The sequence below is a fragment of the Enterobacter cloacae subsp. cloacae ATCC 13047 genome (assembly GCF_000025565.1).
GTDB classification, from domain to species: domain Bacteria; phylum Pseudomonadota; class Gammaproteobacteria; order Enterobacterales; family Enterobacteriaceae; genus Enterobacter; species Enterobacter cloacae.
In genome coordinates this window covers 2,820,049-2,840,631 of the sequence record NC_014121.1, presented here as the reverse complement: position 1 = coordinate 2,840,631, position 20,583 = coordinate 2,820,049, and the positions used below count along the sequence as shown (strand labels likewise).

At 56.5% G+C, this 20,583-nt stretch carries 17 protein-coding genes; 7 read left to right on the top strand and 10 right to left on the bottom strand.

Translation table 11 applies throughout. The annotated features are described in order from the left end of the window. Positions 1-5 precede the first annotated feature (5 nt). Genes ECL_RS13670 through poxB form a run of 3 tightly spaced genes read right to left on the bottom strand, consistent with a single transcriptional unit; the run spans position 6 to position 4,211 of the window. A complete protein-coding gene (locus ECL_RS13670; RefSeq protein WP_013097337.1) occupies positions 6-1,442 on the bottom strand; it encodes an SDR family oxidoreductase in 1,437 nt (478 codons plus the stop codon). 10 nt (positions 1,443-1,452) lie between these two features. Further along, on the bottom strand, positions 1,453-2,454 hold the full coding sequence (ltaE, locus tag ECL_RS13665; RefSeq protein WP_013097336.1) for a low-specificity L-threonine aldolase: 1,002 nt from the start codon (positions 2,452-2,454) through the stop codon (positions 1,453-1,455). A gap of 38 nt (positions 2,455-2,492) precedes the next feature. Beyond that, positions 2,493-4,211 (bottom strand): ubiquinone-dependent pyruvate dehydrogenase, encoded by a 1,719-nt coding sequence (gene poxB / locus ECL_RS13660; RefSeq protein ID WP_013097335.1) that lies wholly within the window; start codon positions 4,209-4,211, stop codon positions 2,493-2,495. A 152-nt stretch (positions 4,212-4,363) separates the two neighbouring features. Between poxB and ECL_RS13655 the strand changes: the two genes are divergently transcribed. Next, positions 4,364-4,798, top strand: a complete 435-nt coding sequence (locus ECL_RS13655) for a DoxX family protein (protein ID WP_013097334.1) — start codon at positions 4,364-4,366, stop codon at positions 4,796-4,798. 97 nt (positions 4,799-4,895) lie between these two features. Here ECL_RS13655 and hcr read toward each other — a convergent pair whose 3' ends face one another. From hcr to aqpZ, 4 genes are all read right to left on the bottom strand, one after another. Continuing rightward, positions 4,896-5,864: an NADH oxidoreductase gene (gene hcr / locus ECL_RS13650; protein ID WP_013097333.1), complete on the bottom strand. Its 969-nt coding sequence runs from the start codon at positions 5,862-5,864 to the stop codon at positions 4,896-4,898. A gap of 10 nt (positions 5,865-5,874) precedes the next feature. Further along, positions 5,875-7,527, bottom strand: coding sequence for a hydroxylamine reductase (hcp, locus tag ECL_RS13645; protein ID WP_013097332.1), 1,653 nt, complete (start codon positions 7,525-7,527; stop codon positions 5,875-5,877). Between the two features lie 143 nt (positions 7,528-7,670). Continuing rightward, positions 7,671-8,570, bottom strand: coding sequence for a LysO family transporter (locus ECL_RS13640; RefSeq protein ID WP_013097331.1), 900 nt, complete (start codon positions 8,568-8,570; stop codon positions 7,671-7,673). 157 nt (positions 8,571-8,727) lie between these two features. Continuing rightward, a complete protein-coding gene (gene aqpZ, locus ECL_RS13635) occupies positions 8,728-9,423 on the bottom strand; it encodes an aquaporin Z (protein WP_013097330.1) in 696 nt (231 codons plus the stop codon). Positions 9,424-9,617: 194 nt separating this feature from the next. Here aqpZ and ECL_RS13630 point away from each other — a divergent pair. Both ECL_RS13630 and ECL_RS13625 read left to right on the top strand, forming a co-directional pair. After that, positions 9,618-10,765, top strand: a protein-coding gene (locus ECL_RS13630; protein ID WP_088581786.1) for an IS3 family transposase whose coding sequence is annotated in 2 segments (ribosomal slippage) — positions 9,618-9,855 and positions 9,855-10,765 — 1,149 coding nt in all. Because the reading frame shifts where the segments join, the coding sequence is not laid out codon by codon here. 261 nt (positions 10,766-11,026) lie between these two features. Continuing rightward, positions 11,027-12,685: an ATP-dependent endonuclease gene (locus ECL_RS13625; RefSeq protein WP_013097329.1), complete on the top strand. Its 1,659-nt coding sequence runs from the start codon at positions 11,027-11,029 to the stop codon at positions 12,683-12,685. Here the strand turns inward: ECL_RS13625 and ECL_RS13620 are convergent. Further along, a complete protein-coding gene (locus tag ECL_RS13620) occupies positions 12,682-13,638 on the bottom strand; it encodes a VirK/YbjX family protein (protein ID WP_013097328.1) in 957 nt (318 codons plus the stop codon). The genes ECL_RS13625 and ECL_RS13620 overlap by 4 nt on opposite strands. A gap of 159 nt (positions 13,639-13,797) precedes the next feature. On the opposite strand from ECL_RS13620, the gene macA reads away from it, so the two are divergent. Then, complete coding sequence (gene macA / locus ECL_RS13615; protein ID WP_013097327.1) at positions 13,798-14,913, top strand: macrolide transporter subunit MacA; 1,116 nt, start codon at positions 13,798-13,800, stop codon at positions 14,911-14,913. Continuing rightward, positions 14,910-16,850 (top strand): macrolide ABC transporter ATP-binding protein/permease MacB, encoded by a 1,941-nt coding sequence (gene macB / locus ECL_RS13610; RefSeq protein ID WP_013097326.1) that lies wholly within the window; start codon positions 14,910-14,912, stop codon positions 16,848-16,850. The genes macA and macB overlap by 4 nt, the downstream gene beginning before the upstream one ends. 70 nt (positions 16,851-16,920) lie before the next feature. Here the strand turns inward: macB and cspD are convergent, their stop codons facing one another. Further along, positions 16,921-17,142, bottom strand: a complete 222-nt coding sequence (gene cspD, locus ECL_RS13605; protein ID WP_008499993.1) for a cold shock-like protein CspD — start codon at positions 17,140-17,142, stop codon at positions 16,921-16,923. Positions 17,143-17,409: 267 nt separating this feature from the next. Here cspD and clpS point away from each other — a divergent pair, with 267 nt between their 5' ends. Together clpS and clpA are read left to right on the top strand one after the other, a co-directional pair. After that, a complete protein-coding gene (gene clpS, locus ECL_RS13600) occupies positions 17,410-17,730 on the top strand; it encodes an ATP-dependent Clp protease adapter ClpS (RefSeq protein ID WP_006174393.1) in 321 nt (106 codons plus the stop codon). A 27-nt stretch (positions 17,731-17,757) separates the two neighbouring features. Next, positions 17,758-20,037 (top strand): ATP-dependent Clp protease ATP-binding subunit ClpA, encoded by a 2,280-nt coding sequence (clpA, locus tag ECL_RS13595; protein WP_013097325.1) that lies wholly within the window; start codon positions 17,758-17,760, stop codon positions 20,035-20,037. Between the two features lie 285 nt (positions 20,038-20,322). Here the strand turns inward: clpA and infA are convergent, their stop codons facing one another. Next, the gene (gene infA, locus ECL_RS13590) at positions 20,323-20,541 is read right to left on the bottom strand and encodes a translation initiation factor IF-1 (RefSeq protein WP_002211347.1); all 219 of its coding nucleotides are present in this window, start codon (positions 20,539-20,541) and stop codon (positions 20,323-20,325) included. Between the last annotated feature and the right edge of the window lie 42 nt (positions 20,542-20,583).

Genomic DNA, 20,583 nt, shown 5'->3' with positions numbered 1-20,583 from the left:
TTTATTTAGTTCTTTTCCGTTTTTTGTTCTGCCAGTTGCGCAATCCGTTTTGCCATCCCGCGGAAGATAAACAGATGTGCGGGGATCATCAGTAACCAGTAGAACAGACCGGGCATCCCATGTGGGTGCCACCAGGCGCGGACGTCCAGTTCACGGCAATCGCCTTTGTCTTTCAGCGTGAAGCAGAGCCGTCCCAGCCCTGGCGCTTTCATGCCGAACAGCAGCGCCAGCTGTTTTTCCGGTTCGACGATGATGACTTTCCAGCTGTCGACCGTATCACCCACTTTGAGGTACGGCTGCGCAGGGCGGCCTTTCGCCAGCCGGTGGCCCACCAGCAGATCCATCGCTCCGCGTGTCTGCCAGAGAATATTGCCGAAGAAATAACGCTCTTTGCCGCCGATCTGGTTCACCACCTCCCACAGCGATGCCAGGCTGGCCGAGGTTTTCACCGTGCAGCCCGCCTGTTTCGGGTAATAACCGTACTCCGGCCGCCAGCGGGCAAACGCCTGCGCGTCGTAGCCCCAGTCGCTGGAGTTCACCAGCTTCTCTTCTTCTTTCAGGGTATGGCGTACCGCGTCGTCAAAACGGATCAGCGTTTGCGGAATTAATGCGCGCAGTTCGCCATCGTCCGCCAGCAGATCGTGCTTCAGCCCCTGGATCAGCGCTTTCGCTGTCGTCGGCGGCACCGAGGTAATAACGTTTAAAAACCACACGGAGATCCAGCGGGTCGGGAAGGGAACGGGGATGAGCCAGCGTCGGCGGCCGCTGACGCGCATAAAATGCTCGAACTGTTCCTGATAGCTCAACACCTCCGGCCCCGCGGCCTCAAGCACGCGGTGCCGTTCGGCGGGATGGTCCAGCAGCGCCACCAGGTAATGCAGCAGGTTTTCCAGGGCAATCGGCGTGGTGCGCGACCGCACCCAGCGCGGTGGGGTGAGCACCGGCAAGTTGTACACCATATCGCGCATCACTTCGAAGGCGGCAGAGCCCGCGCCGACGATGATCCCCGCCCGCAGTTCGGTGACGGGGATATCCGCACTGCGCAAGGTGTCCGCGGTAAGCTGACGGGCGCGCAGGTGGTCCGACTGCTCATTTTCGGGCACCTGGAGCGAGCTTAAAAAAATCACCTGCTTAACCGGCGTTTGCCGCAGGGCATCGCGGACGTTCAGGGCCACCTGACGTTCGTGGGCGATAAAATCGCCGCCTTCGCCCATGCTGTGCACCAGGTAATACAGCGTGTCGACCCCTTCCAGCAGCGCGGGCAGCGACTCAGGCCAGTTAAGGTCGACGTTGTGGCAGGTGACGCCAGGCAGGTTTAGTTTTTGCAGGCGTTCCGTGTTGCGTGCCGCCGCCAGCACCTGATGCCCCTGCTGGCTTAACGCCGTGGTCAGATGCTGACCGATATACCCGCTGGCACCGAGCACCAGAATACGTTGCGGCACGTTCTGCTCCTTAACGCTGTAAAAACGCCTGCCAGTGTTTCACGACGTCCAACAGCTGCTCGCGGCTGACGTCGAGATGCATCACCAGACGCACAACGGGTGACGCGTTGATCAGTACGCCACGCGCTTTCATGAACTCCCCAAGCGCAGCGGCGTGCTCATCACCCACGCGAACAAACAGCATGTTGGTGTCGTGTCGCATCACGTCGGCGCCAATTTCACGCAGTTGCCCGGCCATCCACGAGGCGTTGTCGTGATCGTCCTGCAGACGTGCCACGTTGTTTTTAAGGGCATACAGACCCGCTGCGGCCAGAATACCGGCCTGGCGCATGCCGCCGCCGGTCATCTTGCGCCAGCGGTTAGCGCGTTTGATGTAGTCCGCATCGCCCACCAGCAGAGAACCCACGGGGGTGCCCAGCCCTTTTGAGAGGCAGATGGTGAACGAGTCACAATATTGCGTAATCTCGTTCAGCTCGCAGCCGTAGGCTACCACGGCGTTAAAGATTCGTGCGCCGTCCACGTGCAAGCCGAGCCTGCGCCCGCGGGTAAATTCCCACGCCGCTTTGAGGTACTCGCGCGGCAGGACTTTGCCGTTGTGGGTGTTTTCAAGGCTGAGTAATTTGGTGCGGGCGAAGTGGATGTCGTCGGCTTTGATTTTTGCGGCGACCTTGTCGAGCGGGAGAGTGCCGTCCGGTGCGGCGTCGATCGGCTGCGGCTGAATGCTGCCGAGCACCGCCGCGCCGCCCGCTTCGTACAGGTAGTTATGCGCTCCCTGGCCGACGATGTACTCTTCACCGCGTTCGCAGTGGCTGAGCAGCGCCACCAGGTTGGCCTGCGTTCCGGTGGGCAGGAACAGGGCGGCCTCTTTACCGCTGAGTTCTGCGGCATAGCGCTGCAGTTCGTTGACCGTTGGATCGTCACCGTAGACGTCGTCCCCGACCGGGGCGGCCATCATCTCTTCGAGCATGGCGCGACTCGGACGGGTAACGGTATCACTGCGTAAATCAATCATTTCACATCCCTTTATTTTAAGAGGTCATGCGAAATGTTTTACCTGAGCCAGTTAGTTTTTGCCAGTTCGATCACTTCATCGCCGCGGCCGCTGATGATCGCCCGCAGCATGTAGAGGCTGAAGCCTTTGGCCTGCTCCAGCTTGATCTGCGGCGGGATGGCCAGCTCCTCTTTGGCGACCACCACATCCACCAGCACCGGGCCGTCGATGGAAAACGCCCGTTGCAGAGCTTCATCCACCTCGGAGGCTTTCTCCACGCGGATACCGGTTATGCCGCAGGCTTCGGCAATGCGGGCAAAGTTGGTGTCGTGCAGTTCGGTGCCGTCCGTCAGATAGCCCCCGGCCTTCATCTCCATCGCCACAAAGCCCAGCACGCTGTTATTGAAGACCACGATTTTCAGCGGCAACTTCATCTGCACCACCGACAGGAAATCGCCCATCAGCATGCTGAATCCGCCGTCACCGCACATCGCCACCACCTGACGCTCCGGGGCGGTGGCTTTGGCACCCAGCGCCTGTGGCATGGCGTTGGCCATCGAGCCGTGGTTGAACGAGCCGAGCAGGCGGCGTTTGCCGTTCATCTTCAGGTAGCGTGCCGCCCAGACGGTTGGCGTGCCGACGTCGCAGGTAAAGATGGCATCGTCGTCCGCGAAGTGGCTGATCTGCTGCGCGAGATACTGCGGGTGGATCGCTTTGTCGCTCGGTTTGGCGAGTTCGTCCAGCCCCTTACGCGCATCGCGGTAATCGCTCAGGGCTTTGTCGAGGAATTTACGATCCGTTTTCTCTTCCAGCAGCGGCAGCAGGGCGGCAAGGGTAGATTTAATGTCGCCCACCAGCGCCATATCGACCTTGCTGTGTGCACCGATGCTGGCCGGGTTAATATCGATCTGAATGATTTTGGCATCCGTCGGGTAGAACGCGCGATAGGGGAACTGGGTACCGAGCAGAATCAGCGTGTCGGCATTCATCATGGTATGGAAGCCGGACGAAAAACCGATCAGCCCGGTCATGCCCACGTCGTAAGGGTTATCGTACTCAACGTGCTCTTTGCCGCGCAGGGCATGAACAATGGGGGCTTTTAGCTTACCTGCAAATTCAAGGAGTTCCTTGTGCGCGCCAGCACAGCCGCTGCCGCACATCAGGGCGATATTGCTGGCGTAACGCAGCAGTTGCGCCAGTTTTTTCAGCTCCTCTTCCGCTGGGGTAACGACCGGCTGGGGGGCGTGATACCAGTGGGTGCTGGCCCCTTCGGGCGCAGCCTTGAGCGCCACATCCCCCGGGATCACGACCACAGAAACACCGCGGTTCAGCACCGCCTTGCGCATGGCTATCGCCAGAACCTGCGGGATCTGCTCCGGCGAGGACACCAGCTCGCAATAGTGGCTGCATTCACGGAACAGCTCCTGCGGATGCGTCTCCTGAAAATAGCCACTGCCGATTTCAGATGAGGGAATATGGGCGGCAATTGCCAGCACCGGCACGTGATTGCGGTGACAGTCGAACAGCCCGTTAATCAGGTGCAGGTTCCCTGGGCCACACGACCCGGCGCAGACGGCCAGTTCCCCGGTGAGCTGTGCTTCGGCCCCGGCGGCAAAGGCGGCGACCTCTTCATGACGGGTCGGCATCCATTCAATGGTTTTCATCTTGTTGAGGCTGTCGCTCAGCCCGTTCAGTGAATCGCCGGTTACGCCCCAGATACGTTTTACACCTGCCTGTTCAAGGGTCTTCGCTATGTATGCAGCCACGGTTTGTTTCATGGTTGTCCGTCTCCTTTTTGTGATATCGCTTACAAGCTTAGAAGAAAGTCACTGTATTGCCTGCACAATACCCCTCATTTCAGGGTGGTTTTCACCGGCAATGATTCGGCATAATCTGGCGACAGATTGGGTGAAAACGGGAATCATTTCAGATGGTTAAATCATTGTTAATTGCTGTAAACGAAAAGCTAACGTGCGACGATCTCGGCAAACTCTTGTTACGACTTGCCGTCGGTGGGCTGATGTTGTTTCACGGATTACACAAGTTATTTGGCGGTGTGGGCTTCATCAGCGGCCTGCTGGTGGAAAAAGGGCTGCCGGGGTTTATTGCTTACGGCGTATTGATTGGCGAATTGGTGGCACCGATCCTGATTATTGTCGGCCTCTTTACGCGCCCGGCGGCGCTGGTACTGGCGTTTACCATGATTGTGGCATGGCTGATGGTGGGCACGGGCAAAACCTTTGCACTCGATGCCGTTGGTGCGTGGGCCATTGAGAGCCTGGTGTATTTCTTTATCGGCTCGCTGGCGGTGGCGTTTTTAGGGGCAGGGCGGTACGCGGTAGGGAAAGGTCCTGCGTGGCGATAGGGTTGTTGTAGGTCGGGTAAACGTAGTGCCACCCGACAAAAAGCCCGGTGGCGCTGACGCTTACCGGGCCTACGATCGAACATTTAACGTTTATCGTTTATGCAAGGACCAGGTCCCCCTGCGGATGACATGAGCACGCCAGCACATAACCTTCAGCAATTTCTGCATCGGTCAGCGTCATGGTGCTGGTCACGCTGTACTCCCCGGAGACTACCTTCGTTTTACAGCAACCGCATACGCCCGCGCGACAGGCAGCTACCACCGGCACCTTATTGCTTTCCAGCGCCTCCAGCAGCGTGGTGCCGACGCGGCCAAAGAAGGTTTGTGCCGGTTGCAGTTTGGTGAACTGAATCCCGCTGGTTGCCGCCTCCGCCACCGGCGTGAAGAACTGCTCTTTGAAGAAGCGGGTTACGCCCAGGGCTTTCACTTCCTGTTCCACAATCTCCATATACGGTGCCGGGCCGCAGGTCATCACCGTACGGTTCGCTATATCGGGCACGCTTTGCAACAGCTCGCGGCTCAGACGTCCCTCGACAAAACCGTGCGTCGCGTTGTGCTCTGCCACCAGCGTCACCGGGTAGTTGCGCCACTCATCGGCAAAGATCACATCGTCCGGCGAGCGCACGCTGTAGATCACCTGCACGTCGGCCTGCGGGCGGTTTTTGGCCAGCCAGCGACGCATTGACATGATCGGCGTGACGCCACAGCCCGCGGCCAGCAGCAGGAATTTATCTTCGCTTTTGTCGTCACAGGTAAATTCCCCCTGAGCGTCAGACAGCCAGATGTAATCCCCGCGCTTGACGTCACGCGTGAGCCACTGCGAGCCTGCACCGTCATCGATGCGGCGGATAGTGAGCGTAATGTATTCGCTCACGCCCGGCGTCGAGGAGATCGTATAGGCGCGCAATGTGTCCGCGGAGTTGCGGACACTGACCAGCGCATACTGACCGGCACGGTACGGGTAGTAGTCATGGCACAGCAGCGACAGCGTCCACACATCCGGCGTCTCCTTATGGATGTGATGAACCTGCATCCGCCACGGGCATTGAGAGGTTGGCATGGTCATGAAATACTCCTTACGCGCTCAGCAGTTGCTGCATATCTTCTTCTACGGTGGTCACGGAACGCAGACCGAATTTCTCGTTCAGCACGGCCAGCAGGTCCGGCGTCAGGAAGCCTGGCGCGGTTGGGCCGGTGACGATATTGGTAACGCCCAAAGAGAGCAGGGTCAGCAGGATCACAATCGCTTTCTGCTCGAACCAGGAGAGCACCAGCGACAGCGGCAGATCGTTCACGCCGCAGCCCAGTTTCTCCGCCAGCGTGACCGCCAGAATGATGGCTGAATAGGCATCGTTACACTGACCAGCATCCACCAGACGCGGCAGCCCTTCGATGTTGCCGAAGTCCAGCTTGTTGAAACGGTATTTACCGCAGGCCAGCGTCAGGATCAGGCAATCTTCCGGCACGCGGGTGGCGAAATCGGTGAAGTAGTTACGCTCACCGCGCGCGCCGTCACAGCCGCCAATCAGGAAGATGTGGCGCAGTTTTTCACGGCTGACGAGGTCAATCAGCGAGTCTGCGGCGCCGAGCAGCGTTTCGCGACCAAAACCGACAGTGATCAGGTGCGGAATTTCGCTGTACGGGAAGCCCGCCATCTGCTGCGCCTGGGCGATCACCGGACCGAAATCGTCACCTTCAAGGTGGCTCACGCCCGGCCAGCCGACGATGCTGCGGGTCCAGATGCGGTCATCATACGCGCCGATGGTCGGGTCGATGATGCAGTTAGAGGTCATCACAATTGGGCCCGGGAAGCGGGCGAACTCAACCTGCTGATTCTGCCAGCCGCTGCCGTAGTTCCCGATCAGATGTTTGAATTTACGCAGTTCCGGGTAGCCGTGTGCGGGCAGCATTTCGCCGTGGGTATAGACGTTAACGCCGGTGCCTTCGGTCTGCTTCAGCAGGTTGTAGAGATCTTTCAGGTCGTGGCCGGAGATGAGAATACATTTGCCTTCGGTCGCTTTCACATTGACCTGCGTTGGCGTTGGATGACCGTAGGTGCTGGTTTCACCGGCATCCAGAATGCTCATCACTTTGAAGTTCATCTGGCCGATTTCCATGGAGCACTCAAGCAGCGCATTCATATCGGCAGGCCAGGTGCCCAGCCACGCCATGATTTTGTGGTACTGCGCGTAGATGTCGTTATCGTACTGGCCAAGCACGTGCGCGTGCTCCATATAGGCTGCGGCACCTTTCAGGCCGTACAGGCACAGCAGGCGCAGGCCGAGAATGTTCTCGCCAATCGCCGCTTTGTCTTTGTTCGGGGTAAATTCTGCGGCCTGACGCTGTAATTCGCCCAGGTCGTCACTCACCAGCTGCAGTTCTGACATCGGGTTGTCCACGCGGGCGCTGGCATCGGCATTCAGGCACTGCGCTTTCAGCGCTTCGCGCAGGGCAATCGCTTCACGGGCGTACCCGACAATGCGCGGCGAATCAAAGTTAACGTTAGTCAGCGTGGAGAAAAAGGCGCGCGGCGCAAAGCTGTCTACGTAGTGGTCGACAATACCGTACTCGCGGGCTTTGAATGCCCAGGCGGAAAGCCCCTGCAGGGCAGCAATCAGCAGATCCTGCAGGTCTGATGTTTCTGCGGTTTTACCGCACATACCCTGCGCGTAAGAACAGCCATTGCCTGCCGGGGTACGGATAGTTTGTTCACATTGCACACAAAACATAATCACACCTGTTAAAGTTATATTTGATATACATGTTTAAGGTTATGCCTGTGTCCGGGCGGTGAAAAGGGCTTTTTTGACAAAGTAGAGGGAGATTGATTTAGCGCAATTTTGGCGGCAGGAACCCTACCGCCAGAGAGGTATCAGGCGGAGAAAAAGGCCATCAGAACAGGCACCAGCAGGCTCAGAATAAAGCCGTGTACGATGGCGGCGGGCACCATTTCCAGCCCGCCAGAGCGTTGTAATACCGGCAGGGTAAAGTCCATCGACGTCGCCCCGCTCAGACCCAGCGCGGTAGAGCGGCTGCGGCGAACCAGACCCGGGATCAGCATGATGGCGATTAACTCCCGCGCCAGGTCGTTAAAGAAGGCGGCGCTGCCAATAACAGGGCCAAACGACTCGGTTAGCAGAATACCGGAGAGGGAATACCAGCCAAATCCGGAGGCCATGGCCAGGCCGGTTTTGAGCGGCAGGTCGAGAATCAAGGCGTTAATGACGCCTGCTACCATTGAACTGGCGACCACAATAACGGCAACAATCATTCCCCGACGATTCAGGACAATCTGTTTCAGGGTCATGCCATTATTGCGTAGCTGGATACCAATAAGGAACAGCAGGAAGATCAGGGTATATTCGCTGGCTTCGGTGGCGTGCTGCAAAAAAGGCCATCCGGTGAGTCCAAGGACAAAACCGAGCACCACGACGCCGCACAGTTTTAATGATTCCAGCGCCATCGCAATTCGGGAAGGCAGTTTTTCCTGATGGTGATGATTTTTCCACGGAATAGTGCGTTCAAGCCAGAATAAGGCGGCGATATTGCAGAGCAAAATAACCACAACAGTGACCGCAGAATAATGCAGGATGGAAAGCAGATTGGTCGCCAGGTTATCCAGAAAGGCCAGGCTAATCCCCATAAAGAACAGAATGACGTAAACAATCCAGCTGAGAAAACGGTTGATAAGCCGTAATGCCGATGCCTGATGCAGCGGGATAAGATAGCCCACAATCAGGGGCAGCAAAATAATGAGGAGTCCTGAGAACATGAACAACCGGTCCTTGTGAGTAGCTGTTGAGCGCCAGAGACACTACCCAATAAAGGCTGTTCAGTAAAGCGGCAAAAGAAAGCCGGGTGGCGGCTGCGCCTTACCCGGCCTGTTACCTTCACCCTGGCCCTCTCCCACAGGGAGAGGGAGGGAAAGATTAATCGCGTTTTTCCAGCAGGGTGCGATACAGCACGCCGCCCAGAATACCGCCGACGATCGGCATTACCCAGAACAGCCACAGCTGCTCAAGTGCCCAACCGCCCTGGAAGATGGCGACGGCGGTGCTGCGCGCCGGGTTCACCGAGGTGTTGGTCACCGGAATGGAGATCAGGTGAATAAGCGTCAGTGCCAGACCAATAGCGATAGGCGCGAAGCCCGCAGGGGCGTATTTGTCGGTCGCGCCGTGGATCACCAGCAGGAAGCCGGCGGTCAGCACAATTTCAATCACAATGGCAGAGAGCATAGAGTAGCCGCCAGGCGAGTGCTCACCGAAGCCGTTGGAAGCAAAACCGCTGGCTGCGGCGTCAAAGCCGGCTTTACCGCTGGCAATCACGTACAGCACCGCGGCAGCAATAATACCGCCCACAACCTGAGCGACAATATAGCCAATGACCTCTTTAGCCGGGAAGCGACCACCAGCCCATAAGCCTAATGTCACGGCCGGGTTAAAATGACCACCGGAAATATGTCCCACGGCGAAGGCCATGGTTAATACCGTTAAACCAAATGCCAGCGCGACGCCGACAAAACCAATGCCGAGTTCCGGAAATGCTGCTGCCAGAACGGCACTACCGCAGCCACCAAACACCAGCCAGAATGTACCAAAGCATTCTGCTGCTAATTTTCTGAACATAACCACCTCAATTAACTACCGCACGCTTTCCCGCGCGCGGGATATATCGCCATAAAGGGATGACGACTCAAAGAGCCATTATTTTAGAAACCAACAACACCCCTTCGCCACTTAAATAAATTCGGATAATTTGAATCGCCACGGGTTTAACAGACACCTCAGAGTCATTTAAGATGGCTTAAAGAGAGGTGCCCATGAGCGGTAAGCGTTATCCCGAAGAGTTTAAAACTGAAGCAGTCAAACAGGTTGTTGATCGCGGTTATTCTGTTGCCAGCGTTGCAACACGTCTCGATATCACCACCCACAGCCTTTACGCCTGGATAAAGAAGTACGGTCCGGATTCTTCCGCTAATAAAGAACAGTCAGATGCTCAGGCCGAGATCCGCCGTCTCCAGAAAGAGCTGAAGCGGGTTACCGACGAACGGGACATATTAAAAAAAGCCGCGGCGTACTTCGCAAAGCTGTCCGACTGAGGTACGCCTTTATCCGTGACAACACCTGTTGCTGGCCTGTTCGCCTGCTCTGTCGGGTGCTGGATGTTCATCCCAGTGGTTTTTACGCCTGGCTTCAGCAGCCGCATTCACAACGCCATCAGGCAGACCTGAGACTGACAGGACAGATTAAACAGTTCTGGCTGGAATCGGGATGCGTCTATGGTTATCGCAAAATCCATCTGGATCTGCGGGACAGCGGGCAACAGTGCGGAGTGAACAGAGTCTGGCGACTGATGAAACGTGTCGGGATAAAGGCTCAGGTCGGATACCGGAGCCCGCGGGCACGTAAAGGCGAGGCCAGTATCGTGTCGCCCAACAGGCTCCAGCGACAGTTCAATCCGGATGCTCCGGATAAGCGTTGGGTAACGGACATAACCTACATCAGGACCCACGAAGGCTGGCTGTATCTTGCCGTGGTTGTTGATCTGTTCTCACGCAAAATTATCGGCTGGTCCATGCAATCCCGGATGACAAAGGACATTGTCCTGAACGCACTGCTGATGGCTGTATGGCGCCGTAATCCCCAAAAACAGGTGCTGGTTCATTCGGATCAGGGCAGTCAGTACACAAGCCATGAGTGGCAGTCGTTCCTGAAATCACACGGCCTGGAGGGCAGCATGAGCCGTCGCGGTAACTGCCATGATAATGCGGTTGCAGAAAGCTTTTTCCAGTTGTTGAAACGCGAACGGATAAAGAAAAAGAGCTACGGAACGCGGGAAGAAGCCCGCAGCGATATTTTTGATTACATCGAAATGTTTTATAACAGTAAGCGTCGGCATGGTTCCAGCGATCAGATGTCACCGACAGAATATGAAAACCAGTATTATCAACGGCTAGGAAGTGTCTAGATTATCCGTGGCGATTCAATTTGATTTAAGGCAATGTGATGTCAATCCTTGTTCAAACTGGAGGTGAATAGATCATAGTCCAATTTGCGGGCAATAGTTTGTGGTGCTATTGAGACTATTTCAAATGAAACCTTGCACGTAAATTCTGAATTTTTCGTGCTGAGACAAAATAATCAGGAGGCCTGACAGTGTTCTGCGCGGCATCCTCCCGCTATACTGCTGATAACTTAAAGGAAAAAGTGATCATTTCTCGGGGGATGTATGCTTCTCGAACGTGTGGAAATTGTCGGGTTTCGCGGTATAAACCGTCTGTCACTCCAGTTGGAGCAGAATAACGTCCTCATCGGCGAGAACGCCTGGGGTAAGTCCAGCCTGCTGGATGCGCTGACGCTGCTGCTTTCGCCCGAAGGCGATTTGTATCACTTCGTTCATGATGATTTCTGGTTTCCACCCGGCGATGTCAACGGCCGCGAGAAGCATCTCCATATCATTCTGACGTTCCGCGAATCCGAGCCGGGGCGTCACCGGGTGCGTCGCTTCCGCCCGATGTCACCGTGCTGGGTTCAGAGCGACGATGGCTTCCACCGTATTTTTTATCGTCTGGAAGGCGAGATGTCAGAGAATGAAGGGGTGCTGACCCTGCGTGAATTTCTCGACCAGAAAGGCAACCCCATCCCGCTGGACAATATCGACGAGCTGGCCCGGCATCTGATTCGTTTGATGCCGGTGCTACGCTTGCGCGATGCGCGTTTTATGCGGCGTATCCGTAACGGTACCGTGCCGCATATGCCGGAAGTAGAAGTCACCGCCCGCGAGCTTGATTTCCTGGCACGCGAGCTGGTTTCGCGTCCGCAAAATCTCACCGATGGGCAAATCCGCCAGGGGCTCTCTGCCATGGTGCAACTGCTGGAGCACTATTTTTCCGAGCAAGGAACCTCGCAGTCGCGCCATCGTCTGATGCGCCGTCGATCCCATGATGAGCAACGAAGCTGGCGCTATCTCGATATCATTAACCGGATGATCGACCGGCCCGGCGGACGCACTCATCGGGTGATTTTGCTGGGGCTATTTTCCACCCTTCTGCAGGCCAAGGGAACCGTTCGTCTGGATCGCGATGCGCGTCCGCTGCTGCTGGTGGAAGATCCGGAAACACGTCTGCACCCCATCATGCTCTCCGTTGCCTGGCACCTGCTGAATCTGCTGCCGCTTCAGCGCATTACCACCACCAATTCCGGCGAGTTGTTGTCGCTGACGCCGGTCGAGTATGTTTGCCGCCTGGTGCGTGAATCATCGCGCGTTTCTGCTTACCGGCTGGGGCCGGGAGGGATGAATGCCGAGGATGGTCGCCGTATTGCGTTTCATATCCGCTTTAATCGCGCCTCGTCGCTTTTTGCCCGCTGCTGGCTTCTGGTGGAGGGGGAAACCGAGACCTGGGTCATCAACGAGCTGGCGCGCCAGTGCGGCCACCATTTTGATGCGGAGGGGATTAAGGTCATCGAGTTTGCGCAGTCAGGATTAAAGCCGCTGATCAAATTCGCCCGGCGGATGGGCATAGAATGGCATGTGCTGGTCGACGGCGATGAGGCAGGTAAAAAATACGCATCCACCGTGCGCAGCCTGTTGAACGATGAGCGAGAAGAAGAGCGGGACCATTTAACCATGCTGCCCGCCATGGACATGGAGCACTTTATGTACCGCCAGGGGTTCGATGACGTGTTCCACAGGATAGCGATGGTGCCGGTTGATGTGCCGATGAACATGCGGCGCGTGATCGCCAAAGCGATCCACCGCTCTTCAAAACCGGATTTAGCCATTGAAGTGGCAACAGAAGCAGGGCGGAGAGGGATCGAATCGGTGCCTACGCTGCTGCGTAAAATGTTCTCCCGCGTCCTGTGGCTGGCACGCGGGAAAGCCGATTAACGCCGGGTTGCCTGGGTGACCTGCTCCGTCAGGCTATCCAGCAGCTCATAGCGGCGGCGATATTCCGCGCGTTTTTTACTGGCAATCTCTTCCATGGACTTACGCGGCATGGCAAGCGGCAGTTCAAAGTTACCGTTATCCTGTTTGTGTCCGCCGAGGGAGATCCAGAAGCTGTCGTAATCAGCCAGCAGTTTCCCCTCTTTTTTCTTGCGATATCGCCAGCTGCGATAGATGTGGGTGGCATTACTCACCGCCACAATCTGCTCCACCGGAAAGGCGCTGCCGAGCGTCATGACAGCTTCAACCAGCAGTCGTTTCGGGAAAAGGCCATGGCACGCCTTGGTGGCCTTCTGGATCAGCTCATGCGGAACGTGGGCTTTCGCCCCCTGCAGACCGCCGATAAAGAGTGTGCTTTTGCCTTCAAACGGGCACAGCGTAAACGTTATTTCCGCCAGCACGGTATCCTGATGGTCACTGAAAAAGAGGGTAGCTTCTCCCTCTTTATCCAGGAACGCATCGGCGCACAACCGAACGGTAAACTGCTGTTCATCCTTACCGGTTAAGGTCAGGAGCGTCACGCCCTGCTTAGAAAGATAGCCTTTGAGCAGCGCGGCCGGCAGGTGGTCACTCATGGTCTGGTAGTGCCAGTTCAGGGCTTCCAGCGCATGCGGGCGATCCATATTCACGGTCAGCCAAGGGCGATGCAGGCGACAGGGCAGGCCAGGCTGGACCTGCAGCATTTGCATCAAACGGGGCTGCTTTGCCAGGCTTGAGAGCAGACGTGCGGTGCTGAGCGGCGTCGCCAGCGTGCGAAGCGCAAACTTACGTCGATAGGCGGGGTTTTGCCATGCCAGGCCCGGCGTAATGGCGCCAGTGACCAGACTTTTAAACAGCTGCCAGCCGGATTTAGGCTGCGACAGAGTGGAATACGGTGTATCGACGATGGAAGACATGTGAGATCCTGCTTCTTATGGAATGGCGTTATTTCAGCAGGCCCTTTGTCAACGTTGTGTCAACAAATCCAGGCATTTCCTGAATTCAGGGGTTTCGTTGAGGAGTGGTTTAGATAGAATCGACGTTGATGTAAGCCAGAATAATTATTTGGAATATTTATGAACCTTAAGGGAAAACGCAGAAAGTGGTTTCTGCTGCTGGCGATAGTGGTGATAGCGGGCGGATACTGGTTATGGCAAGTGCTCAACGCGCCGGTTCCGCAGTATCAAACGCTGATCGTCCGTCCGGGTGAATTGCAGCAAAACGTGCTGGCGACCGGCAAACTTGATGCGCTGCGCAAGGTTGACGTGGGCGCACAGGTTAGCGGGCAGTTAAAAACGCTGTCCGTTGAGATTGGCGATAAGGTGAAAAAGGGGCAGCTGCTCGGCGTTATCGACCCGGAACAGGCTGAAAACCAGATCCGGGAAGTGGAAGCCACGCTGATGGAGCTGCGCGCACAGCGTGCGCAGGCGCTGGCGGAACGTAATCTTGCCCAGGTGACCCTGACGCGTCAGCAGGCGCTGGCTAAAACACAGGCGATCTCGAAACAGGATCTCGACACGGCCGCCACCGAACTGGCGGTGAAACAGGCGCAGATTGGCACTATTGACGCGCAAATCAAGCGCAACCAGGCCTCGCTGGATACGGCGAAAACCAACCTCGATTATACGAAGATTGTGGCGCCCATGGCCGGGGAAGTGACCCAGATCACCACGCTTCAGGGTCAGACGGTGATTGCCGCCCAACAGGCGCCGAACATTCTGACGCTGGCGGACATGAGCACTATGCTGGTGAAAGCGCAGGTTTCCGAGGCGGATGTTATCCATCTTAAGCCGGGGCAGAACGCCTGGTTTACCGTACTGGGCGATCCGCAGACGCGCTATGAAGGCGTGCTGAAGGACATTCTACCCACGCCGGAAAAAGTGAACGATGCGATCTTCTACTATGCCCGTTTTGAAGTCCCCAACCCGCAGGGCGTGCTGCGTCTGGATATGACCGCGCAGGTCCATATTCAGCTGACCGGCGTCAAAAACGTGCTGACCGTTCCGCTCTCTGCGCTGGGGGAATCCGCCGGGGATAACCGCTATAAGGTGAAGGTGCTACGCAACGGCGAAACGCGCGAGCGTGAAGTGGTGATTGGCGCACGCAACGATACCGACGTGGTGGTGGTGAAAGGGCTGGAAGAGGGTGACGAGGTTGTCACCAGCGAAACCCTGCCCGGAGCGGCGAAATGACGGCGTTGCTTGAGCTGACTGACATTCGTCGCAGCTATCCGTCGGGCGATGGTCCGGTGGAGGTGCTGAAGGGCATCTCCCTGCGCGTGGAAGCGGGCGAGATGGTGGCGATTGTCGGCGCGTCGGGGTCCGGTAAATCGAGGCTGATGAACATTCTTGGCTGTCTGGATAAACCGACCAGCGGCACCTACCGCGTGGCCGGAACGGACGTTTCCACTCTGGACGGCGACGCGCTGGCAAAGCTGCGTCGGGAACACTTCGGCTTTATCTTTCAGCGTTACCATCTGCTCTCTCACCTGAGTGCGGCGCAGAACGTGGAGGTCCCGGCGGTCTATGCAGGTGTGGAGCGTAAGAAACGCCTTGCGCGCGCGCAGGCGCTGTTAACGCGTCTTGGCCTGGCGGAGCGGGTAGATTATCAGCCCTCGCAGCTTTCTGGCGGTCAGCAGCAGCGCGTGAGTATTGCCCGTGCGCTGATGAACGGCGGGCAGGTGATCCTGGCCGATGAACCCACCGGAGCGCTCGACAGCCATTCCGGTGAAGAGGTGATGGCGATCCTCCATCAGCTTCGCGATCAGGGGCACACGGTCATTATCGTGACTCACGATCCGCAGGTGGCGGCGCAGGCTGAGCGCATTATCGAGATCCACGACGGCGAGCTGGTGAGCAACCCGCCGCCGCGTGCGTCCAGAGCGGCCGCGCCAAAAGAAGCCTTGCCTGCTGCAACCGGCTGGGGACAGTTTTCCAGCGGTTTTCGCGAGGCGCTGACCATGGCCTGGCTGGCGATGGCGGCCAATAAAATGCGCACCCTGCTGACCATGCTTGGGATCATCATCGGTATTGCATCGGTGGTGTCGATTGTGGTGGTGGGCGATGCAGCCAAACAGCTGGTGCTGGCGGATATCCGCGCTATCGGGACCAACACCATTGACGTCTATCCCGGGAAAGACTTTGGTGATGACGAACCGCAGTATCAGCAGGCGTTGAAATACGACGACCTGGCGGCCATTCAGAAACAGCCGTGGGTCAATTCGGCGACGCCTGCCGTGTCGCAAAACCTTCGCCTGCGCGTGGGTAACGTGGACGTTGCCGCCAGCGCGAACGGCGTCAGCGGAGATTATTTTAACGTCTACGGCATGACCTTCAGCGAAGGGGCGACCTTCAACGCCGAACAGCTGGCGGGCAGGGCGCAGGTGGTGGTACTGGACGCGAACTCGCGCAGACAGCTCTTCCCCAATAAAACCAACGTCGTGGGCGAAGTGATCCTTGTAGGGAACATGCCAGCCACCGTGATTGGCGTGGCGGAAGAGAAGCAGTCCATGTTTGGTAGCAGCAAGATCCTGCGGGTCTGGCTACCGTACAGCACCATTTCCGGGCGGATTATGGGGCAGTCGTGGCTGAACTCCATCACCGTGCGCGTGAAGGAGGGCTACGACAGCGCGCTGGCCGAACAGCAGCTTGAGCGGCTCTTAACCCTGCGTCACGGGAAGAAGGATTTCTTCACCTGGAATATGGACGGCCTCTTGAAAACGGCGGAAAAGACCACACGTACTCTTCAGCTGTTCCTCACGCTGGTGGCGGTGATTTCGCTGGTCGTTGGCGGTATCGGGGTGATGAATATCATGCTGGTCTCGGTGACGGAACGTACCCGGGAAATTGGTATTCGCATGGCGGTTGGGGCCAGAGCCAGCGACGTGCTGCAGCAATTTTTGATTGAAGCGGTGCTGGTGTGTCTGGTGGGCGGCGCCATGGGGATTGCGCTGTCGATGATGATCGCCTTTGCCCTGCAGATTTTCTTACCCGGCTGGGAGATTGGGTTTTCACCGGTGGCCATTCTTACCGCATTTTTATGCTCGACCTTTACCGGCATCTTGTTTGGCTGGCTGCCAGCCCGCAACGCGGCGCGGCTGGATCCGGTGGATGCGCTGGCTCGGGAATAACCCGAAAATAAAAATGCCAGCCGATCGGGCTGGCATTTTGACTGCAGGATGTACACAATAAAACAGAGAGCTAAGCAACCGTTTCTGCTTCAATCGGTACGATAAGGCTTGCGTGATTGCCTTTGGGTCCCTGATGTACATCGAACCGGACGGACTGCCCGGCTTTGAGCGTTCTGTAACCATCCATCTGAATGGTGGAATAGTGAGCGAATATATCCTCGCCGCCGCCTTCGGGGCAGATGAAGCCAAACCCTTTGGCGTTGTTGAACCACTTAACAGTACCCATTTCCATGCTTCGACATCCTTCGTAAATCTTATAAGTTAAGATGGAATGAACCGGTGGTGGAGTGGGGGCTGTTCAAAACCTCGCCATCTCACGCTTGTACAATTTAGAGAATCGAAAGACATCGTCAAGCGTTTGGCGCTGGAGATGGGACAATAATCAACCAAAGTTTGAAGCAGTTAACGCTATTGCAACAGTTTGTGACAGACATCGCGGATGACAGTAATAGATGATTGTTATCTAACATCTGAGGTAGATTCAAAGTGGTTATGCAAAATGGGTAAGACCAACGACTGGCTGGATTTTGACCAGCTGGCGGAAGACAAAGTGCGTGACGCGCTAAAACCGCCATCTATGTATAAAGTTATGTTAATGAACGATGATTACACGCCGATGGAATTTGTTATTGACGTGCTACAAAAGTTCTTTTCTTATGATGTAGAACGTGCAACGCAACTGATGCTTACCGTTCATTATCGTGGCAAAGCTATCTGCGGCATCTTTACCGCCGAGGTGGCGGAAACCAAAGTGGCGATGGTGAACGACTATGCGAGGGAGAACGAGCATCCGTTGCTGTGTACGCTGGAAAAGGCCTGATAAGGCATAAAATTGGGGGAGGTGCCTATGCTCAATCAAGAACTGGAACTCAGTTTAAATATGGCTTTCGCCAGAGCGCGTGAGCACCGACATGAGTTTATGACCGTCGAGCATTTACTGCTCGCGCTGCTTAGCAACCCATCTGCCCGCGAAGCGCTGGAAGCCTGCTCCGTGGATCTGGTGGCGCTACGTCAGGAACTCGAAGCCTTCATCGAACAAACGACACCGGTGCTGCCAGCCAGTGAAGAAGAGCGCGACACACAGCCGACGCTCAGCTTCCAGCGTGTGCTGCAGCGCGCGGTATTCCACGTCCAGTCTTCCGGACGTAGCGAAGTGACGGGCGCAAACGTCCTGGTCGCCATCTTCAGCGAGCAGGAGTCGCAGGCGGCCTACCTGCTGCGCAAACACGAAGTCAGCCGACTTGATGTGGTTAACTTTATTTCCCACGGCACGCGCAAAGACGAGCCTAACCAGGCATCGGATCCCAGCAATCAGGTCAATAACAATGAAGAGCAAGCAGGCGGGGAGGATCGTATGGAAAACTTCACCACCAACCTTAATCAGCTTGCTCGCGTTGGCGGTATCGACCCGCTGATTGGTCGCGATAAAGAGCTGGAGCGCGCGATTCAGGTGCTGTGCCGTCGCCGCAAAAATAACCCGCTGCTGGTGGGGGAATCGGGCGTGGGTAAAACCGCGATTGCCGAAGGTCTCGCCTGGCGCATTGTGCAGGGCGACGTACCGGAAGTAATTGCCGATTGCACCATCTACTCGCTGGATATCGGCTCTTTGCTGGCGGGCACCAAATACCGTGGTGATTTTGAAAAACGCTTCAAGGCGCTGTTAAAACAGCTGGAGCAGGATACCAACAGCATCCTGTTTATCGATGAAATACATACCATCATCGGTGCGGGTGCCGCCTCGGGTGGCCAGGTGGACGCCGCTAACCTGATCAAACCGCTGCTCTCCAGCGGCAAGATCCGGGTGATTGGCTCGACCACTTACCAGGAGTTCAGCAACATTTTTGAGAAGGATCGTGCCCTGGCACGTCGCTTCCAGAAAATCGATGTCACTGAACCGTCCGTCGAGGAAACGGTGCAGATCATCAACGGCCTGAAACCGAAGTATGAAGCGCACCACGACGTGCGTTACACCGCGAAAGCGGTGCGTGCGGCGGTGGAGCTGGCGGTGAAATACATCAACGATCGTCATCTGCCGGATAAGGCGATTGACGTGATTGACGAGGCAGGGGCGCGTGCGCGTCTGATGCCAGCCAGCAAGCGTAAGAAAACCGTCAACGTGGCGGATATTGAGTCCGTAGTGGCTCGTATCGCGCGCATTCCTGAGAAGAGCGTTTCTCAGAGCGATCGCGACACGCTGCGTACCCTTGGCAATCGTCTGAAGATGCTGGTCTTTGGTCAGGATAAAGCCATTGAGGCCTTAACCGAAGCGATCAAGATGGCCCGTGCCGGACTTGGGCATGAGCATAAGCCTGTCGGTTCGTTCCTGTTCGCCGGTCCAACCGGTGTCGGGAAAACCGAAGTAACGGTGCAGCTCTCCAAAGCGCTGGGTATTGAACTGCTGCGCTTTGATATGTCCGAGTATATGGAGCGTCACACCGTCAGCCGTCTGATTGGTGCGCCTCCGGGATACGTGGGCTTTGACCAGGGCGGTCTGCTCACCGACGCGGTGATCAAGCATCCACATGCGGTACTGCTGCTCGATGAAATCGAGAAAGCGCACCCGGACGTGTTCAACATCCTGCTGCAGGTGATGGACAACGGGACGCTGACCGACAACAACGGGCGCAAGGCGGACTTCCGTAACGTGGTGCTGGTGATGACCACCAACGCCGGTGTCCGTGAAACCGAGCGTAAATCCATCGGCCTGATCCACCAGGATAACAGCACCGATGCGATGGAAGAGATCAAGAAGATCTTTACGCCGGAGTTCCGCAACCGTCTGGACAACATTATCTGGTTCGATCACCTGTCTACCGAGGTGATCCATCAGGTGGTGGACAAGTTCATCGTCGAACTGCAGGTTCAGCTTGATCAGAAAGGCGTGTCGCTGGAAGTGAGTCAGGAGGCCCGCACCTGGCTGGCTGAAAAAGGCTACGACCGTGCGATGGGTGCCCGTCCGATGGCGCGTGTGATTCAGGACAACCTGAAGAAACCGCTGGCGAACGAACTGCTGTTTGGCTCGCTGGTGGACGGCGGCCAGGTGACGGTGGCACTGGATCAGGCGAAGAATGAACTGACGTACGATTTCCAGAGTGCGGCGAAGCACAAGCCGGAAGCGGCTCACTGATTTCTTACGTAGGTCTAAAAACCGGGCAACAGCCCGGTTTTTTATGCCTGCTTTTCTCCCTCTCCCGGTGGGAGAGGGGCGGGGTGAGGGCAACAGCCTGCAGAGGAATTTTGCGAGGCGCTTTCCAGTTTCGTTCGATGTTGGTTCTGGATAAATCCACAGCCATAAATTGGCGCCTCTGTACAACCGTGGAAGACAATACACCAACACTGAAGCCATGAATAAAAAAGGCCGGGATTATCCCGGCCTTTTTTAATATTCATCTGCCATTACAGGCGAAAACAATTAGCGACTACGGAAGACAATGCGGCCTTTGCTCAGGTCGTACGGGGTCAGTTCAACAGTCACTTTGTCGCCCGTCAAAATGCGGATATAGTTTTTGCGCATTTTACCGGAGATGTGCGCAGTTACCACGTGACCGTTTTCCAGCTCTACGCGAAACATGGTGTTAGGCAACGTATCAAGTACGGTACCCTGCATTTCAATATTGTCTTCTTTGGCCATCTAATCCTCTGGGGTATCACTACCAAGTTTTGAACCGGCAAG

Excerpts from the sequence above, each read along its gene's own strand:
- ltaE (WP_013097336.1), bottom strand. The coding sequence starts at position 2,454 with ATGATTGATTTACGCAGTGATACCGTTACCCGTCCGAGTCGCGCCATG.
- poxB (WP_013097335.1), bottom strand. The coding sequence starts at position 4,211 with ATGAAACAAACCGTGGCTGCATACATAGCGAAGACCCTTGAACAGGCA.
- ECL_RS13655 (WP_013097334.1), top strand. The coding sequence starts at position 4,364 with ATGGTTAAATCATTGTTAATTGCTGTAAACGAAAAGCTAACGTGCGAC.
- hcr (WP_013097333.1), bottom strand. The coding sequence starts at position 5,864 with ATGACCATGCCAACCTCTCAATGCCCGTGGCGGATGCAGGTTCATCAC.
- hcp (WP_013097332.1), bottom strand. The coding sequence starts at position 7,527 with ATGTTTTGTGTGCAATGTGAACAAACTATCCGTACCCCGGCAGGCAAT.
- ECL_RS13640 (WP_013097331.1), bottom strand. The coding sequence starts at position 8,570 with ATGTTCTCAGGACTCCTCATTATTTTGCTGCCCCTGATTGTGGGCTAT.
- aqpZ (WP_013097330.1), bottom strand. The coding sequence starts at position 9,423 with ATGTTCAGAAAATTAGCAGCAGAATGCTTTGGTACATTCTGGCTGGTG.
- ECL_RS13625 (WP_013097329.1), top strand. The coding sequence starts at position 11,027 with ATGCTTCTCGAACGTGTGGAAATTGTCGGGTTTCGCGGTATAAACCGT.
- ECL_RS13620 (WP_013097328.1), bottom strand. The coding sequence starts at position 13,638 with ATGTCTTCCATCGTCGATACACCGTATTCCACTCTGTCGCAGCCTAAA.
- macA (WP_013097327.1), top strand. The coding sequence starts at position 13,798 with ATGAACCTTAAGGGAAAACGCAGAAAGTGGTTTCTGCTGCTGGCGATA.
- macB (WP_013097326.1), top strand. The coding sequence starts at position 14,910 with ATGACGGCGTTGCTTGAGCTGACTGACATTCGTCGCAGCTATCCGTCG.
- cspD (WP_008499993.1), bottom strand. The coding sequence starts at position 17,142 with ATGGAAATGGGTACTGTTAAGTGGTTCAACAACGCCAAAGGGTTTGGC.
- clpS (WP_006174393.1), top strand. The coding sequence starts at position 17,410 with ATGGGTAAGACCAACGACTGGCTGGATTTTGACCAGCTGGCGGAAGAC.
- clpA (WP_013097325.1), top strand. The coding sequence starts at position 17,758 with ATGCTCAATCAAGAACTGGAACTCAGTTTAAATATGGCTTTCGCCAGA.
- infA (WP_002211347.1), bottom strand. The coding sequence starts at position 20,541 with ATGGCCAAAGAAGACAATATTGAAATGCAGGGTACCGTACTTGATACG.